Origin of the sequence: Rhodococcus sp. NPDC059968 (assembly GCF_042738615.1) — a bacterium.
GTDB lineage: Bacteria > Actinomycetota > Actinomycetes > Mycobacteriales > Mycobacteriaceae > Rhodococcus_F.
In genome coordinates this window covers 108,924-125,718 of the sequence record NZ_JBHWUE010000018.1, presented here as the reverse complement: position 1 = coordinate 125,718, position 16,795 = coordinate 108,924, and the positions used below count along the sequence as shown (strand labels likewise).

Annotated in this window: 12 protein-coding genes; 7 read left to right on the top strand and 5 right to left on the bottom strand. The window is 68.2% G+C overall.

What is annotated here, in order from left to right:
• Positions 1–107: 107 nt before the first annotated feature.
• A complete protein-coding gene (locus tag ACFWAY_RS17550) occupies positions 108–776 on the bottom strand; it encodes a DUF3239 domain-containing protein (protein ID WP_378511412.1) in 669 nt (222 codons plus the stop codon).
• A gap of 31 nt (positions 777–807) precedes the next feature.
• On the bottom strand, positions 808–2,487 hold the full coding sequence (locus ACFWAY_RS17545) for a DNA repair helicase XPB (RefSeq protein WP_378456481.1): 1,680 nt from the start codon (positions 2,485–2,487) through the stop codon (positions 808–810).
• Between the two features lie 174 nt (positions 2,488–2,661).
• On the opposite strand from ACFWAY_RS17545, the gene ACFWAY_RS17540 reads away from it, so the two are divergent.
• From ACFWAY_RS17540 to ACFWAY_RS17510, 7 genes are all read left to right on the top strand, one after another.
• Positions 2,662–3,423, top strand: a complete 762-nt coding sequence (locus tag ACFWAY_RS17540) for a hypothetical protein (RefSeq protein WP_378456480.1) — start codon at positions 2,662–2,664, stop codon at positions 3,421–3,423.
• A gap of 147 nt (positions 3,424–3,570) precedes the next feature.
• Entirely contained in the window at positions 3,571–4,782 is a 1,212-nt protein-coding gene (locus ACFWAY_RS17535; RefSeq protein WP_378456479.1) for an ROK family protein, read from the top strand.
• Between the two features lie 292 nt (positions 4,783–5,074).
• Positions 5,075–6,142: an ABC transporter substrate-binding protein gene (locus ACFWAY_RS17530; RefSeq protein WP_378511411.1), complete on the top strand. Its 1,068-nt coding sequence runs from the start codon at positions 5,075–5,077 to the stop codon at positions 6,140–6,142.
• Positions 6,139–7,002 carry an ABC transporter permease gene (locus ACFWAY_RS17525; protein WP_378511410.1) on the top strand — a complete coding sequence of 288 codons (864 nt, stop codon included), beginning with the start codon at positions 6,139–6,141 and terminating at the stop codon, positions 7,000–7,002. The genes ACFWAY_RS17530 and ACFWAY_RS17525 overlap by 4 nt, the downstream gene beginning before the upstream one ends.
• Positions 6,978–7,712: an ABC transporter ATP-binding protein gene (locus tag ACFWAY_RS17520; protein ID WP_378456476.1), complete on the top strand. Its 735-nt coding sequence runs from the start codon at positions 6,978–6,980 to the stop codon at positions 7,710–7,712. Before ACFWAY_RS17525 ends, ACFWAY_RS17520 begins: the two co-directional genes overlap by 25 nt.
• Before the next feature lie 12 nt (positions 7,713–7,724).
• Positions 7,725–9,086 (top strand): LLM class flavin-dependent oxidoreductase, encoded by a 1,362-nt coding sequence (locus ACFWAY_RS17515; RefSeq protein WP_378511409.1) that lies wholly within the window; start codon positions 7,725–7,727, stop codon positions 9,084–9,086.
• Positions 9,083–12,841: an ABC transporter ATP-binding protein gene (locus tag ACFWAY_RS17510; RefSeq protein ID WP_378511408.1), complete on the top strand. Its 3,759-nt coding sequence runs from the start codon at positions 9,083–9,085 to the stop codon at positions 12,839–12,841. The genes ACFWAY_RS17515 and ACFWAY_RS17510 overlap by 4 nt, the downstream gene beginning before the upstream one ends.
• A gap of 10 nt (positions 12,842–12,851) precedes the next feature.
• Here ACFWAY_RS17510 and ACFWAY_RS17505 read toward each other — a convergent pair whose 3' ends face one another.
• The 3 genes from ACFWAY_RS17505 to ACFWAY_RS17495 form a co-directional block, all read right to left on the bottom strand.
• Positions 12,852–13,253: a VOC family protein gene (locus ACFWAY_RS17505; RefSeq protein WP_378511407.1), complete on the bottom strand. Its 402-nt coding sequence runs from the start codon at positions 13,251–13,253 to the stop codon at positions 12,852–12,854.
• Positions 13,254–13,287: 34 nt separating this feature from the next.
• Positions 13,288–14,271, bottom strand: a complete 984-nt coding sequence (locus tag ACFWAY_RS17500) for an alpha/beta hydrolase (RefSeq protein WP_378511406.1) — start codon at positions 14,269–14,271, stop codon at positions 13,288–13,290.
• A 146-nt stretch (positions 14,272–14,417) separates the two neighbouring features.
• Positions 14,418–16,736, bottom strand: a complete 2,319-nt coding sequence (locus tag ACFWAY_RS17495; RefSeq protein ID WP_378511405.1) for a helicase-associated domain-containing protein — start codon at positions 16,734–16,736, stop codon at positions 14,418–14,420.
• Between the last annotated feature and the right edge of the window lie 59 nt (positions 16,737–16,795).

Below are 16,795 nucleotides of genomic sequence, written 5' to 3'. Positions count from 1 at the left end.
GACCTGAGGACACCGTCGACAGAACAAAACCACAACCACCCACTAAACCACCTGGTCAAACCACATAAACTGCTGCCAAACCGCCGCAACTTCGGGCTAGCGGCCGATCAGCGCAGGCCCTCCGGAAGGTCGTGCTCCGACACCGCGACTCGCTGGTCGGGGCTGGTCCGGATCTGCTCGGACTCGGGGATCAGGCTCTGCAGGAAGTCCCATTCGACCTGATCGATTGCGTCCTCCGCGCGGGAACGCACCGCCGCGTCGCGGGTGCCCCACGCGATCGGCATCGGGCTGACCATCTCCCACGTGTCGGCGTCGCTGCGGGTGCTGCGGTCGTTCAGCAGTGCGACGGACGGCACCCTGTCACCCACCCTCTGCTTCTGACCGGTCCGGATCGGAACGTTGCGGGTGACGAGGGCGTACGACGCCCGGCCCGCGGAGGGCTTCGCGACGTCGATCAGCGACAGCAGGGTGACCGCGCGGGGATGGACCTCCGAGACGACGGCAGGCACCAGCGGGCTCTTCGCGTACAGCTCCTCGATGCTGCCGACCTTCTTCGGCACCCAGAAAGCCACCCACACGGACGTCAGCGCGGCGATCGCCACGACGACACCGAGGATGATCGACCAGGGGTGCGCGAGCAGGATCAGACCGACAGCGGCGGCCGCGAACAGCAGCGCCACCACGAACGCCGACACCTGCAGGCGTCGCATGTCGGCGAACGTCTGGTTGACAGACTTCGCGTAGGGCCGGTCGACGGTGAACTCGAAATGTCGCACGGCCCCAGCTTAGAGGCCCCGGGTCCGGCGGCTACCCGATGGCCGGGCCCAGCAGGTCGTCGGCGTCGGTGATCCGGTACGCGTACCCCTGCTCGGCGAGGAAGCGCTGCCGGTGGGCGGCGTACTCGGCGTCGAGCGTGTCGCGTGCCACCACCGAGTAGAAGTGGGCCTGGCCGCCGTCGTGCTTCGGTCGCAGCAGGCGGCCCAGCCGCTGAGCCTCCTCCTGGCGGGAACCGAACGTACCCGAAACCTGGACGGCGACAGACGCTTCCGGCAGGTCGATCGAGAAGTTCGCGACCTTGCTGACGACCAGCCTCTGGATCTCGCCCGCCCGGAAACGGTCGAACAGTTCCTCGCGCTCCTTGTTCTTGGTCGACCCCTTGATGACCGGGGCGTTCAACGCCTCACCCAGTTCATCGAGCTGGTCGAGGTACGCGCCGATGATCAACGTCGGTGCGTCGGTGTGCCGCTCCAGGATCGACTTCACCACCGCGATCTTGGTGTGCGCGGTGGAACACAGCTTGTACCGCTCGTCCGGTTCGGCGACGGCGTAGGACATCCGTTCGGCGTCCGTCAGCGTCACCCGCACCTCGACGCAGTCGGCGGGAGCGATCCACCCCTGCGCCTCGATGTCCTTCCACGGCGCGTCGTACCGCTTGGGTCCGATCAGCGAGAAGACGTCACCCTCGCGGCCGTCCTCGCGCACCAGGGTGGCGGTGAGGCCGAGGCGTCGGCGGGACTGCAGGTCTGCGGTCATGCGGAACACCGGGGCGGGCAGGAGGTGCACCTCGTCGTAGATCACGAGACCCCAGTCGCGGGAATCGAAGAGTTCCAGATGCTTGTATTCGCCCTTGGTGCGCCTGGTGATCACCTGGTACGTGGCGATCGTGACCGGGCGGATCTCCTTGCGCTCGCCCGAGTACTCGCCGATCTCCTCCTCCGTGAGCGACGTGCGCGCGATCAGCTCACGCTTCCACTGCCGTCCGGCGACCGTGTTCGTCACCAGGATCAACGTGGTGGCCTTCGCCTTGGCCATCGCCGCCGCACCGACCATCGTCTTACCCGCCCCACAGGGCAGGACGACGACGCCGGACCCGCCCGCCCAGAACGAGTCGGCGGCCATCTCCTGATAGTCGCGCAGGTGCCACTGGCCGTCCGCGGACCCGGGGGACGTGCCGTCGAAGTCCAGGTCGATGGCGTGCGCCTCGCCGTCCACGTACCCGGCGAGGTCCTCCGCCGGCCAGCCGACCTTGAGCAGCAACTGCTTGAGACGGCCGCGCTCGCTCGGGTGGACGACGACCGTGTCGTCGTCGACGCGGGCACCGAGCATCGGGGCGATCTTCTTGTGCCGGGTCACCTCGGTGAGGACCGCGCGGTCCAGGCTGACCAGCGTCAGACCGTGGGCCGGGTTCTTCACCAGCTGCAGGCGCCCGTACCGCGCCATCGTGTCGACGATGTCGACCAGCAGGGGCTGGGGCACCGCGTACCGGGAGAAGTTGACCAGCGCATCGACCACCTGCTCGGCGTCGTGTCCGGCGGCGCGCGCGTTCCACAGGGCCAGCGGGGTGATGCGGTAGGTGTGGACGTGTTCGGGCGCGCGCTCGAGTTCCGCGAACGGCGCGATCGCCTGGCGGGCGTCGTTCGCGCGTTCGTGATCGACCTCCAACAGCAGGGTCTTGTCGGATTGGACGATCAACGGTCCGTCGGTCACGGAAGCCTCCTCGAAAATGCGGTGCCGGATGTAGCCAGCCTGTCCATTGTCCTGATCCGAGCGGCACCGCGCCACGTCGCGGCCCCCGCCGCGGCCCGATACCTGCACATCCGGGGCGGTCGGGGCCTAAATTGAGGGACAGCCGGATGGATCGACCCAGAGACGAGGCTCGCGATGACACAGCCCCCCGACGACCCCAACCGTCCCGATCCGAACGTCCCCGGCGAACCGCCGAACAACCCGCAGCAACCGTACCCCCAGGGTGGGCCGCAGCAGCCGTACCAGCAGGGCCAGTACCCGCAGCAGCCGTACCCGCAGGGGCAGTACGCCCAGCAGCCCGGTCAGTATCCGCCGGGACAATACGGGCAGCAGCCCGGTCAGTACCCGCCCGGCCAGTACCCACCGCAGCCGAAGAAATCGCGCAAAGGGCTGTTCATCGCCCTCGGCGTCGCGGTCCTGGTGATCATCGCCGCCATCGCAGCGTTCGGTGTGTTCGCCCTCGAGAGCACCGACAAGAACGCCCTCGACGTCGGCGACTGCCTGTTCTTCGAGTCCGCGTCCACGACCGCGGCCGACACCTCACACGAGAAGCGGGACTGCTCCGACAGCGAGGCCACGTACGAGGTGGCGCAGAAGAACGACGGCGACGTCCAGTGCGCGGAGGACTACTTCTCCTACACCCTCGTAGGCGAGGACAAGGATGTGCAGACCACGCTCTGCCTCGTTCCGAACATGATCGAGGATTCCTGCTACCTGCTCGAGGACGACGGCCGGATCGTGCCGTCCGACTGCACCGACATGCAGACTGTCAAGGTCGTCAGACGCGCGGACGGCCAGAACGACGAAACCCTGTGCAACGAGTTCGACAACGCATTCCCCATCGCGTTCTCCGAACCCGAGCGCACGTACTGCATCGAGGTCAACCTCGGCGGCTAGCCCCCGTGAGTACTTATTAACCGCGGGACGTTGATAAGTACTCACGGGGAGTTAAATTCACGGGTATCGAGTCCGTTGAACTGCACGTTCCCCTTCGATAGCGTTCGAGATCAAGCAAAATCACTGCGCGCGGGGAAGGTGGGAACGATGGCGCGAACCCAGCCCGACACCCGGCGCGGTGCCGGCCGTTCCGGCGCCAGTGCGGGCACGGTGCTGCGTACCGTCCTCGACCGCGGGCCGATCGCGCGCAGCACGATCGCACGGGTCACCGGGCTCTCACCCGCGACGGTGACGACCGCCAGTGCACAGCTCGTCGAACGGGGTCTGCTGCGGGAACTGCCGGAGATCGCGGGCCCCACCGGTCTGGGACGGCCACACGTACCGGTGGACCTCGACGACACCCGCTACGTCGTCTACGGCATTCACCTGGCGATGACCCACGTGACCACAGCATTGGTCGACCTGCGCGGGCAGGTGCTGGCGCGATCCCGGGATCCGCACTTCGGGCTCGGACCGGCCGAGATCCTGCGGAACGCCGTGACGACCCTCGAGGCGTTGGCCTCCCCACACGGTGACGTATCCGTCCCGATCGGCGTCGGTTTCGCAGCCGGCGGCTGGATCGACTCGGAGTCGGGTGTGGTGCGTGAGCATCCGATCCCGGGGTGGAACGGGTACCCGGTCCGGGCGGATCTCGAGCACCGCACGGGTTTGGACGTCCGGATGGATTCACACGCGCGCGCCCTCATCGACGCGGAGGTGCTGTTCGGGGAGCCGAGGGCGCGGGACAGTGTGGTGCAGCTCTTCGTCGGGAACGTGGTGGACGCTGCGTTCGCGACCGGAGGCGTGGTCCACCACGGCCCTCGCGCGGCGGCAGGCGCGGTGGCGCACGTGCCCGTCGAGAACAGTGTCGAGGAATGCACCTGCGGGCGTACCGGATGCGTGCAGGCCACCCTGTCGGATCGGGTGCTGGTGCGCAGGGCGATGCAGCTCGGCATCATCGAGCGGCCCATCTTCCGGGACCTTCTCGACGCGGGCCGACGTCGGCAGCCGGCGGCACTGGCACTGTTCGAGGAACGGGCGCACGGCGTGGGGGTGGTGGCGGCCCGTCTCCTCGATCTGTTCAACCCGGAGGTCCTGATCGTCTGCGACCAAGGCGTGAGCCAGATTCCGGGTTCTCTCGACACGGTTCGGCGAGCAGTCGGGGAGTCGTCGGCGACGTGTGACGACCCCTCGCGGTCGGTGTTGTCCACCAGTTTTCCCGGGCGGGCACTGCCGGTGTCCGCCGGTTCCGTGATCCTCGCGGAGCTCTACCGGGCACCGCTCACCAGCTTCGTGCGGCCGCTGGCCGGAATATCGTGACATGTATCACAGGGCCGGAGTTAATTCGGTGGGAAGCAATGTTGACGTCGATTGCACTGGATCGCAAGGATATTGGTGTGAACACCACCACGGCGGACAGCGTGCGTACACCCTCGTGTCGCTCCGAGTCCTGTTGTCGCCGCACGCGACCGGGTCGCATCTGACGTCTCCGCGCTGACCTCGGCGGGCACTCGAAACACCTTTCCGTTCTTCCTTTCTCGCTCCTCTGTGGCACTCGACCGACCGCGTCCGGTGTGCCCGACCGGAGACCAAATCCTTCGAAGGATCAATCATGTCCAGTTCACTCGTGTCTTCCGTCGGGTATCGTCGCCTCACGCGCGCCGCCTTCGCCGGCGTCGTGGCGCTCGGGCTCGCGTCCTGCTCTTCCGGTTCCTCCGGCGGGCTTGCTCTCGAAGGCGCTGTGCCCGATCAGGTTCCGGACGGAACCTCGCTCAGCGTGTCCATCAAGACCACCCGACTTCAACTCGAGGCGACCGGCCAGCTCGCGGACCTCCCGTTCACCGTGTCGGACTGGCCGGACGTCAGTGCCGGTCCCGACGTGATCCAGGCCTTCCGGGGTAACGCAGTCGATCTGGCCACCAACGCCGCGATCCCGCCGATCCAGGCGCACGCCACCGGGCTCGACGCGAAGATCGTCGCGGTCCGGGAGAAGGAGCAGCCGCAGTACCTGCTGGCCACCGCTCCCGGCTCGGACATCACGGAACTGCCGGACCTGCGGGGCAAGAAGATCGCGTTCTCACCCGGGCAGGCCCAAGGTGTGGTGATCCTGCGAACGCTGAAGGCGCAGGGCCTGACGCCGGACGACGTCCAGCTCGTCGAGCTCCCCAGCCCGCAGTTCCTCACGGCGCTGCAGTCGAAGCAGGTGGACGTCGCGCCGCTGTCGGAGCCTACGGTGACGAAGTACCTGAACCAGTACGGGCCGGACGGAGCCAAGGCGTTGGCCACCGACGCCGTGGACGCGCTCACGGTGCTCTGGGCCCCCGTGGAGGTCCTCCAGGACCCGGCCAAGGCCGCGGCGATCAAGGCGTTCATTCCGTTCTGGGCCCGCGGGGAGATCTGGGCGTGGGAGAACCAGGACGCCTGGATCCAGAAGTACTACGTGGAGAGTGAACAGGTATCGGCCGAGGACGGGAAGCGCATCGTCGCCTCCGTCGGGCAGCGTCCGGTCTACCCGGCCAACTGGGACGCCGCCATCGAGTGGACGCAGGGCACCGTCCAATTGCTCGCCGATGCAGGCTACTTCAGTGAGTTCGATGCCAACGAGTTGTTCGACCGCCGATTCGAAACACTCGCCGCTGACGCTGTTCCGGCAGAATACCGGGGCGGTGTGCAGCGATGACAAGCATTCTCTCCGCGCCCACAGCCGCACCGGCACGTACTGTCGCCCCCGGTGTCGAGAGGCTCGGCGCCGCCGATCGGCAGATCCGCCGACTCGGGTTGCGTAAGGCGTTCCCGTTCTCCCGGCTGGCCGGTGTCCTGCTCCTCCTCGCGGTGTGGGCGGTGGGAAGCCTGACCGGCGTCATCGACGCACGAAAGCTGTCCGCGCCCTGGACCGTGGTCACCACGGCCGTCGACCTGATCTCCACCGGCATCCTGCAGGAGCACGTCCTCGCGTCGTTGAGCCGTGCCGCCGTCGGTTTCGCGTTCGGCGTGGTGATCGGGACGGTCCTGGCCGTCGTCGCCGGTCTGACGCGTTCCGGTGACGCCCTGATCGACGGACCGATTCAGCTCAAACGCGCCATCCCGACGCTCGGCCTGATCCCGCTGCTGATCCTCTGGCTCGGCATCGGCGAGACGTTCAAGATTGTGATCATCGCGCTCGGTGTCGTCGTCCACATGTACATCCAGACCCACAACTCGTTGACGTCGATCGACAACCGCTACGTCGAACTCGCCGAGGTCCTCGGATTGTCCCGGGCCACGTTCATCCGCAAGGTCGTAATGCCGGGTGCGATGCCGGGATTCTTTCTGGGACTGCGCCTCTCGGTGACCGGTGCCTGGCTCACCCTCATCGTCGTCGAGGGAATCAACGCGGTGACCGGTTTGGGAAAGATGATGTACAACGCGCAGAACTACGGGCAGTCCGACGTGATTCTCGTGGGGCTCGCGGTCTACGGAATCTTCGGTCTCCTGTCCGACTCTGTCCTCCGCTACGTCGAAAGGCGGTCGCTGTCATGGCGCAAGACGCTCGCCGGCTAGAACCCGCCGCCGTGCAGGTGAGGTCCCTCGTCCGCGGATTCGGCGACAAGACCGTCCTCGACCGCCTGGACCTCGATATTCCCGAAGGGCAGTTCGTGGCCCTGCTCGGAAAGAGCGGGTCCGGCAAGAGCACGCTGCTCCGCGCGCTCGCCGGCCTCGACTACGACGTCGAGGGCCGCGGCGGAACCCTCATCGTGCCCGAGGAAGTGTCGGTGGCGTTCCAGGACTCACGGTTGCTCCCGTGGCTGAGGGTGCTGGACAACGTGACGCTCGGACTGGGCCGCACCGGCACGAGCAAGGGCGCCTCGGCCCTCGCGGAGGTCGGGCTCGCCGGTCGGGAGAAGGCGTGGCCCAGCGAATTGTCCGGCGGTGAACAACAGCGGGTGGCGCTGGCCCGAGCGCTGGTCCGCGAGCCCCAACTGTTCCTGGCCGACGAGCCCTTCGGGGCCCTCGATGCACTGACCCGGATCAAGATGCACGCCCTCCTGCAGGAGTTGATCCGTCTCCACCGCCCGACCGTCCTGCTCGTCACGCACGACGTCGACGAAGCGATCGCGCTCGCCGACCGGGTGCTCGTTCTCGACCGCGGGCAGATCGTCGTCGACGAGATCATCGACATCCCGAAGCCGAGAGTGCTCGGCGACAGCAAGTTCCACGAGTTTCGCAACACGCTGCTCGGCGCCCTCGGCGTCGAGGTAGCGGCACAGTAAGGGAGTTACACCATGAGTTCGTCACCACAGCGCCGGCTGCATCTCAACGCATTCCTGATGGCGATCGGACACCACGAGGCCGCCTGGCGCCTACCTGAGAGCGACCCGAACGCCAATCTCGATATCAAGCACTACATTTCGTTGGCGCAGACCGCCGAACGCGGAAAGTTCGACTCGGTGTTCCTCGCCGACAGTCCGGTGCTGTTCAGCAATCCGGAACGCAGGCCGAGCGGCAAGCTGGAGCCGACGATCATCCTCACGGCGATCTCCGCGGCCACCGAGAAGATCGGCCTGATCGCGACCGCGTCGACCAGTTACAACGAGCCGTACAACCTGGCGCGGCGGTTCGCGTCCCTCGACTTCGTCAGCGGCGGACGCGCCGGCTGGAACATCGTCACCACGGCCGGCGCCGATGCGGCACAGAACTTCGGTCTCGACGACACCCCCGCCCACCGGAGCCGGTACGAGCGGGCGGCGGAGTTCGTGGAGGTGTCCACCAAGCTGTGGGACAGCTGGGAGGACGACGCCATCGTCGCGGACAAGGAGGTCGCGATCCATGCCGACTCCGCCAAGGTGCACGTCATCGAACACGAGGGCCGATTCTTCAAGGTACGGGGACCACTCAATGTGCCGCGGTCGCCGCAGGGATACCCGCTGCTCGTGCAGGCGGGGTCGTCCGAGGACGGAAAGGATTTCGCCGCACGGTACTCGGAGGCCATCTTCACCGCCCAGCCCACCCTGGACGAGGGGAAGGCGTTCTACGCGGACGTCAAGGACCGTGTCGTGAAACTGGGCCGGGACCCCGAGCAGGTGCTGATCCTGCCCGGCATCGTGCCGGTCATCGGGGACACCGAAGAGGAGGCGCGTGAACTCGAGGCCGAGCTGGAGCGATTGATCTCGCCGGAATACGCCCGCAAGCAACTGGCACAGCGGTTCAATCTCGAACCGGAGCAGCTCCCGCTCGACGAGGAACTTCCCGAGGACTTGCCGTCCGAGGACGAGATCGAGGGTGCGAAGAGCCGATACACCCTGATCGTGGACCTCGCCCACCGCGAGAAGCTCACCGTCCGGCAGCTGATCGGGCGACTCGGTGGTGGTCGCGGACACCGCACATTCGCGGGCACCCCGCTCCAGGTGGCCGACACGATCGAGTACTGGTTCCGGAACGGCGCCGCCGACGGTTTCAACATCATGCCCGCGGTCCTTCCGTCCGGGCTGGAGAAGTTCGTCGACTCCGTGGTCCCGATTCTGCAGGACCGCGGACTCTTCCGCACCGACTACACCGAGACCACCCTGCGCGGGCACTACGGATTGCCGCGGCCCGCCAATCAGTTTGCGGTCGAGAAGGATTCCACGCTGGTGTCTGCGCAGTGACGACAGAAGCTTCGGGGGAGAACGCCGGCTGGCTGCGGTACCTGTTCGGGTACTGTCTGCGCCAACGCCGCAATCTCGTTCTCGCGTACGGGGCGGCGGCGGTGGCGGCCGCGGCCACCGCCACCCTTCCGCTGGCCGTCCGGCACGTGATCGACAACGCCGCGGTCGACACGAATCATGCACTGGCGCCGTGGATCGCGGTGCTCATCGCCCTCGCATCGATCCGTTTCGCCGCCGCCTACACGCGACGGTACCGCTCCGGTCAGCTGTCCCTCGGAGTGCAGTACGACCTGCGCGGCGACGCCTTCCGGTCCCTGCTGCGGCTGGACGGCGTCAAGCAGGACGGACTGCAGACCGGGCAGGTGGTCAGCCGGTCGATCTCGGACATCACGCTGATCCAGATGCTCCTGCAGTTACTGCCGCACATGGCGGGGAACCTGCTCATGTTCACGATCTCCCTGGCCGTGATGGCCGTACTGTCGCCCACGCTCACTTTGGTCGCCCTCGCCGTGCTGCCTGCGCTGTGGTTCATCTCCATGCGCAGCCGCGTCGACCTGTTTCCCGCCAACTGGCATGCCCAGGAACAGGCAGCGATCGTGGCCGGGGGAGTGGAAGCCGCCGTCACGGGGGTGCGCGTCGTCAAGGGGTTCGGCCAGGAAGACCGCGAACTCGAAGACCTCGAGAAGCGGGCAGGAGACCTCTTCCGTTCCCGGCTGCGCGTCGCACGGCTGACCAGCCGGTACAACCCTGCACTGCAGGCGGTCCCGATGCTCGGGCAGGCGCTGGTTCTCGCTCTCGGAGGATGGCTGGCGCTGCACGGCGCGCTGTCGCTCGGAACGTTCGTCGCCTTCACCACGTACCTGGCGTCGTTCGCCTCGCCCGTGCGTCAGCTCGCCACGCTGCTGACCGTGAGCCAACAGGGCCGGGCGAGCGTCGAGCGCGTCCGCGAGGTGATCGACAACGCCCCGGCCGTCACGACCCCACCCGACGCCGTGGACTTGCCGGGTGGGCCCCTCGAGGTGGTGTTCGACGACGTGGCCTTCGGATACGACCCGTCGAACCGCCTGCTCGATGGACTGTCGCTGCGGATCGCACCCGGGGAGGCGGTGGCGGTGGTCGGTGCCGCCGGGTCGGGGAAATCGACTCTGGCCATGCTCGTTCCGCGTTTGTACGACGTCGACGCGGGTGCGGTCACCGTCGGGGGGATCGACACCCGCCGGCTGTCGCTCGAATCGCTGCGCTCCGCGCTCGGCATCGTCTTCGAGGACAGCTACCTGATGTCCGAGACCATCCGCGCCAACGTGTCCTACGGCCGGCCGGATGCCGACGAGGCACTGGTGCGTGAGGCGCTCCGGGTGGTGCAGGCTGAGGAATTCGTCGACGCGCTGCCCGAAGGCCTCGACACCGTCGTGGGGGAGCAGGGGGTGACGTTGTCGGGTGGGCAGCGGCAGCGGATTGCCCTCGCCCGGGCATTGGTGACCGATCCGCGGATCCTGGTGCTCGACGACGCGACGTCGGCGGTCGACGCCCGTGTCGAGGCCGCCATCCACCACGAACTGTGCGTCGCGACCAGCGAACGGACCACGCTGATCATTGCGCATCGCCGGTCGACGCTCGCGTTGGCCGACCGCATCGCGGTGCTGGCGCACGGGCGCATCGTCGACGTGGGCACGAGCGCCGAACTCGACGAGCGGTGCCCTCTGTTCCGCGCGCTGCTGTCGAGCGCGGACGACGTGACCGCTCCGGACACGTCACCCGAGCCGCCGGACGTCGACGGTGTCACCGCCGAACTGTGGCGCCGGGAGGACGGCGACGAGGTATCCGGGGTGTTCGATGCCAGAGCCGCAGCGGCTTTCGCGACCGCGGCCGCGGGTGCCAGTGGACCGTCCCGCGGAGGCGCGTCGGGCGGGATCCTCTCTTCGGCGCCGCCCAGCCCCGACGTGATCGCTCGGCTCGACGACCTGCCGCCACTCACGGGGAACCCGGACGTCGCCGCGGACGAGGCGCGGGCCGCCGACCCGGCGTTCGGGCTCGGCTCGCTGCTGCGGCCGCTTATCCTGCCGCTGGTCGCGGGCTTGGCGCTCGTCGGGCTCGACGCCGTCGCGCAGATCGCGGTACCGGTCCTCGTCCGTACCGGGGTGGATCGGGGAGTGCTGCAAGGCGCCCGCGACCTACTGCTGCTCGCGGCGGCCGCGACCATTCTGGTGGTGCTGCTGGACTGGGCCGTCAACATCGCCCAGGCGCGGGTGACCGGGCGGACGGGCGAACGGTTGCTGTACACGTTGCGGGTCAAGACGTTCGCGCAGCTGCAGCGGCTCGGTCTGCAGTACTACGAACGAGAACTGGCCGGCCGGATCATGACTCGCATGACCACCGATGTCGACAGCCTGTCCAACTTCCTGCAGACGGGTCTGGCCACGGCGGTGGTGAGTGGGCTGACGATCTCCGGTGTTCTGGTGGCACTCCTGGTGATCGATGCGGAACTGGCCCTCGTGCTGGTCCTCGTGGTGCCCGTCCTCGTCGCGGCCACGGTCGTGTTCCGCCGAAAGTCCGTGCCCGCCTACGCGGAGGCCCGCGATCGCGTCGGGATCGTCAACGCCTACCTGCAGGAGAATGTGACGAATATTCGCGTCACGCAGGCATTTCGGCGCGAGGACTACAACGCCGCCCAGTTCGCCCGGCGAGCCTGGGACTTCCGGGAGTCGCGGCTACGCGCCCAGCGATACATGGCGCTGTACTTTCCGTTCGTCGAGTTCCTGTCGGTGGTGGCGACCGGGCTGGTGCTCGCGGCCGGGACGGCGCGGATCCACGCAGGGTCCCTCACCGTCGGCACCTTGATTGCCTTCGTGCTCTACGTCGAACTGTTCTTCGCTCCCGTGCAACAGCTTTCGCAGGTGTTCGACGGCTATCAACAGGCGGTGATCGGACTCGGTCGACTGCGGGGTCTGATGAGGACACCGACCACAACGCCGCAGGCGGGCGATCCGATCGTCCTCGACCGCATCCAGGGCGGCATCATGTTCGACGACGTCCACTTCGCGTACGAATCCGGCAGGGGAGAGGCGCTGCGAGGGGTGGCGCTTCGCATCGAACCGGGTGAGACGGTCGCCCTCGTCGGTCAGACCGGCGCCGGCAAGTCGACGGTGCTCAAGCTGCTCGCCCGGTTCTACGACCCCACGGAGGGCGCGGTGCGGGTGGACGGCATCGACACCCGGTCACTCGACCTCGCGTCGTTCCGGCAGCGACTCGGTGTCGTTCCGCAGGAGCCGCACCTGTTCGGAGCCACCGTCCGCGACGCCGTCGCCTACGGGCGCCCGGACGCGACAGACGCGGAGGTGGAGGCCGCCAGCAGGGCGGTCGGGGCGCACGAGATGGTGTCCGGGCTCGCCCTCGGATACCTGCAGCCGATCGGGGAGCACGGACGCAACCTGTCGGCTGGGCAACGTCAGTTGCTGGCACTCGCCCGCGCCGAATTGGTGGACCCCGACATCCTGCTGTTGGACGAGGCCACGGCGTCACTGGACCTGGCCACCGAGGACCGCGTCCGGCTCGCGACCGAGAACCTGTCCCGGCGGCGCACCACCGTCGTCGTGGCGCACCGGCTGAGCACCGCGGCGCGAGCCGACCGGGTGGTGGTCCTCGACGGCGGACGGGTCGCGGAAGTCGGAACGCACGAGGAGCTACTCGACCGGGGCGGCGTCTACCGGGAACTCTGGGACGCCTATGCGGCTTCGCCACCCGTGAGTACTTATTAACCGCCGGGCGTTAATAAGTACTCACGGGGCCGGAGGCCACGGTGGGGGGATGCTCCGCCACGCAGAATAGATTGCCCTCCGGGTCGGCCAGCGTTGTCCATTGCACATGGGGGTGCTCGTCGAGGACGTCCCATCGATGCGTTGCACCGAGCGTGAGTAGCCGCTCGACCTCGGGTTGCCGTGAACCCCACGGAACGGTGAGATCCGGGTGGATGGCTTGGCGCTCGGGACGGGGGCCGGTGAGCGGCTGGAAGAACATCGCGAACCCGTTCGGGCCGGCCGGTGGCAGATAGACGCTGTCACCGCCCGGCAGCGGCGCTGCACCGGTGACGCCGGCCCAGAACGCGGCGAGCGCGGCGGGGTCCGCGGCCTCGAGATTGATTGCTCCCAGGCTGATCTGATGGTTCTCCACGTCGGCGATACTAGGCGGTACCTGTGGGGCTCGCTCAGGCGCCGATCGACGCCTTCATCATCGGCAGCATGGCCCACAGCTGGTCCTGCCAGTAGCCCCAGCTGTGGGTTCCCGTCGCCGGGAAGTCGTAGTGCGCGCCGATGCCGAGGGTGTCGAGTCGCACCTGGAAGGCACGGTTCTGGGCCAGGGCGATGGCCTCGAGGCCCATGCCGGTGCCGACGTTGAACACGTCGATGGCGGATTGCGGTTGATCGTGCGGGCCGGGGAGGCCGGCGCCCGCCGAGATCCACATCGGCAACCCGCGCATGAGGGGCGCCGCGACGAACGGGTCGTTCCGCAACCAGGCAGGATCCCACGGCGGACCCCACATGCAGTCGGAGTTGTAGCCGCCGGAGTCGAGCATCGCCAGTCGGATCGCCTCACGCATGCCCGGCGCCGACAGGTTCAGGTACCCCGACATCGAGCCGGCGAACGTGAACTGGTTGCGGTGGTAGGCGGCGAGGATCAACGCCGCGTTGCCGCCCATCGACAGTCCGGCGATGGCGTTGCTGGTGCGGCTGATGCCGTAATTGTTCGCCAGGAAGTCGGGCAGGTTCTGGGTGAGGAACGATTCCCATTTGTATGTGTACGGCTGACCGTTGGTATTGCTGGGTGCGTACCAGTCCGTATAGAAGCTGGACTGTCCGCCGACCGGTTCGACGACGGTGATGCCGTGATCGGACAGCCACGCGGCATTGGTCTCGTGTTCCCACCCGCTGACGTCGTTGGTCGCGCGGAGGCCGTCGAGCAGGTAGAGGGCCTTGTTGCTGCCGTTGTTCGCGAGCCACATCCGCACCTTGATCTGCCCGACCCCGCCGGGTGCGTCGACCCAGTGCTCGCGCAGACGGCTGTACGGGTCCGCGGAGGCCGTTCCGCCGCCGACGAGGACGAACGCCAGCGGCAGGATCACCACGGCAATCATGAGCCGGACGACGCCTCGTAACCAACCATGTGACGGCTTCGTTGCTGTGACAATCACGGTTCTGCCTCCTGGTAGTCGTCCCCGGCCAGGTACATACCAGCATCACGGTATTGCGCGCCCCGGAATTCCTCGGCGTTTGCGCAGAATCGTTATCTGACCCGTGAGTACTTGTTAACCGCCCGTGGTTAACAAGTACTCACGGGTCAGTCGACGCGGGCGACGGACGTGATGCGGTGGAGGGTGAACCGCCGGACCGCGCCGCTCGCCGGGTCGAACGCGTCGAGCTGACCGCCGCCGACGCTTACGGGATCGACGATGCGGTGCGTCGCCACGCCCTGCGCGTCGACGTAACCGATCGTCACGCTGGTGCGTTCCCGCGCTGCCGCGTTGAGCAGGGCGATGGTCGCGGCGCTGCTGGCCCGCGATCCGTCGGACCGGATGCTGCCGGATCCCCGGGCCGATGCGGCCAGGTCGCCCGCGCGGAGGGTTCGGACGACCGCGTCGAGCTGGGCGTCCGTGGCGACGGCCGGGGTGCGGCCGGCGGGAGCCTTGCGCCGGGTCAGGACCCGGGCCCCGCGCGGGCGCAGGTCGACCAGGGCGCCGGACGAGTCCTCGCCTGCGGGCGCGAAACCGGCCACCCGCAGCTCGCCCAGTACGTCCCGCAGCGGTGCCTGCGACACCGCCACCGTCGGAGCCAATGCGCGCAGGGCCAGGGAGGCGGCGACCGGTGACGCCAGGACCTCCGCGAGCAGGGTGGGGTCCTCGCAGCGGACGAACGACGCCGCGACACCGGCCCGGAGCCGGCCGTGCCGCCGCGCGACGTCGTCGATCAGATACGACAACGACTGCGGGACCGGTGTGCGCGACCGGGTGGCGAAGAGGCTGTGCAATTCGGCTGCCGTCATCCCGACGTCGAGGGCGCGCCGGACGCTGTCTTCGCTGATTCGATACATCGACGCCGCACCGGCGGACTCGATGTCCGCGACCAGGGTGATCTGCTCCAGCAGGTCGGGGGTCAGCGGTCCGGGGGCGACGACGGTGAGGTCGGCCTGGACGAGGACGTGGTCGACGGGTTGGGGCAGCGAGGCGTGCATTTCGGCCTCGGCGTCGCCGCCGTGGAGCAGTGCGCGTCCGGGTGAGCTGAGGGCTCCGCGGGCGACGAGTCCGAGCGTCGCGGCCTCGTCGAGGGTGCGTGCGACCGCGTGGACACGCAGCCGGGCACCCCAGCGGGGGCGACGCCACGCCAGCAGTCGGCTGACCTCCGCGGGATCCGCAGAGTGTCCGCTGCCCAGCTCCGCCAGCAGTCCGAGGATCGCCTGCCGGTCGCGCGGCGCGGACGGCGCGCGCACTTCCTCGGACAGGGCGGCGACCGGTTTGTCGTTGGCGTCGCGCATGCCGATGAACCATGACATGCGAGGCAGTTCCAGCCACGCCGCGGCCAGAGCGTGCCACCGCCGGGCGACCGGCGCCGTGAGCCAGGGGTCGACGGCGGTGGTCGGTGCCCAGTAGCTCTCCCCGCTGTCGGACGTCGGGGCCGGGTCCGGGGTGCCGCTCGCGATCAGTCCCGCAGCGGAGAGCAGCTCGACGAGCAGGCTCAGCCGGTTCTCGTCGATGCCGGACGTCTTGGCGATCCGCCGCAGTTCGCGGACACCGAGACCACCCGCCCGCAGAGCGGGCGCCGGGACCTCGCCGAGAGCCTTGACGACGTCCTCGCAGTGGCGAACCAGTTCGAGCGCCTCACCTGCCGCGGCGGCATTGATGTCGGCCGGCTTGTGTTTGCGGCCGGTCACGGTGGGAGCGGCCAGCGAGGTGGGGTCGAAGACGGCCTCTCCGCGCAGGACCTGCCGCACCTGATAGGGCAGTTCGACGGTTTCGTCGTCGATCCACCGCAGCAGCCCGGCAGCGAGGAGTCGCTGCACCGGACGGTCGGGGGGTGTTCCGGGGGCCGCGTCCCGGGTCCGTCCGATCGAACTCGATTTCGACAGGGTCTCGAGAATGTCGCGCTCGACGGTCTGCAGTCCGGCCAGCGCAGCCGTGATCCCGGGTTCGTCGAGCGTCTCGACGGGCTCGGCGCTGCGTCCGACCCGCCACGGGATGGTGGCCACGACAGCGGGAACGATGCGCAGCGACGTCTTGTCACCCCAGACGATCCCCACGGACCGCAGGCCGTCCAGCGTGGCGTCGACGGTCTTCTTCGTCGCCCGCGACCCCACCGCGTCCTGCAGGGTGGCCCGTGGCACGGCGACCTCGTCGGCTCGCTCGAGCGCCAGGAGTTCGAGGATGCCGAAGTCCAGCGACGTCAGGTTGTCGGCCGCGCGGGCGACCGACGCCCGCTGTTCGGCGCGACCGGCGAGAACGACGATCGTGGCAGGCGGTGGGACCGCCAGGTCGGGGCGCTTGCGGAGCAGATCCGTCAGTTCGGCGTCGCTGCGCGCGGCCAGCCAGTCCGCGAGAGTCGCGGCGCCGCGGGACGAGGCTGCGGTGCCGTTGGTGCTCGCGGTGGTGTCGTCGGTGTCGGTCATCGACTATCAGATTAGAGACCTGGGCTGTACGTCGCCGAATGCTCCTGTCAAAATGGCAC

What these genes read in the sequence shown, in the direction of transcription:
- ACFWAY_RS17540 (WP_378456480.1), top strand. Translation starts at nt 2,662, where the DNA reads ATGACACAGCCCCCCGACGACCCCAACCGTCCCGATCCGAACGTCCCC.
- ACFWAY_RS17535 (WP_378456479.1), top strand. Translation starts at nt 3,571, where the DNA reads ATGGCGCGAACCCAGCCCGACACCCGGCGCGGTGCCGGCCGTTCCGGC.
- ACFWAY_RS17530 (WP_378511411.1), top strand. Translation starts at nt 5,075, where the DNA reads ATGTCCAGTTCACTCGTGTCTTCCGTCGGGTATCGTCGCCTCACGCGC.
- ACFWAY_RS17525 (WP_378511410.1), top strand. Translation starts at nt 6,139, where the DNA reads ATGACAAGCATTCTCTCCGCGCCCACAGCCGCACCGGCACGTACTGTC.
- ACFWAY_RS17520 (WP_378456476.1), top strand. Translation starts at nt 6,978, where the DNA reads ATGGCGCAAGACGCTCGCCGGCTAGAACCCGCCGCCGTGCAGGTGAGG.
- ACFWAY_RS17515 (WP_378511409.1), top strand. Translation starts at nt 7,725, where the DNA reads ATGAGTTCGTCACCACAGCGCCGGCTGCATCTCAACGCATTCCTGATG.
- ACFWAY_RS17495 (WP_378511405.1), bottom strand. Translation starts at nt 16,736, where the DNA reads ATGACCGACACCGACGACACCACCGCGAGCACCAACGGCACCGCAGCC.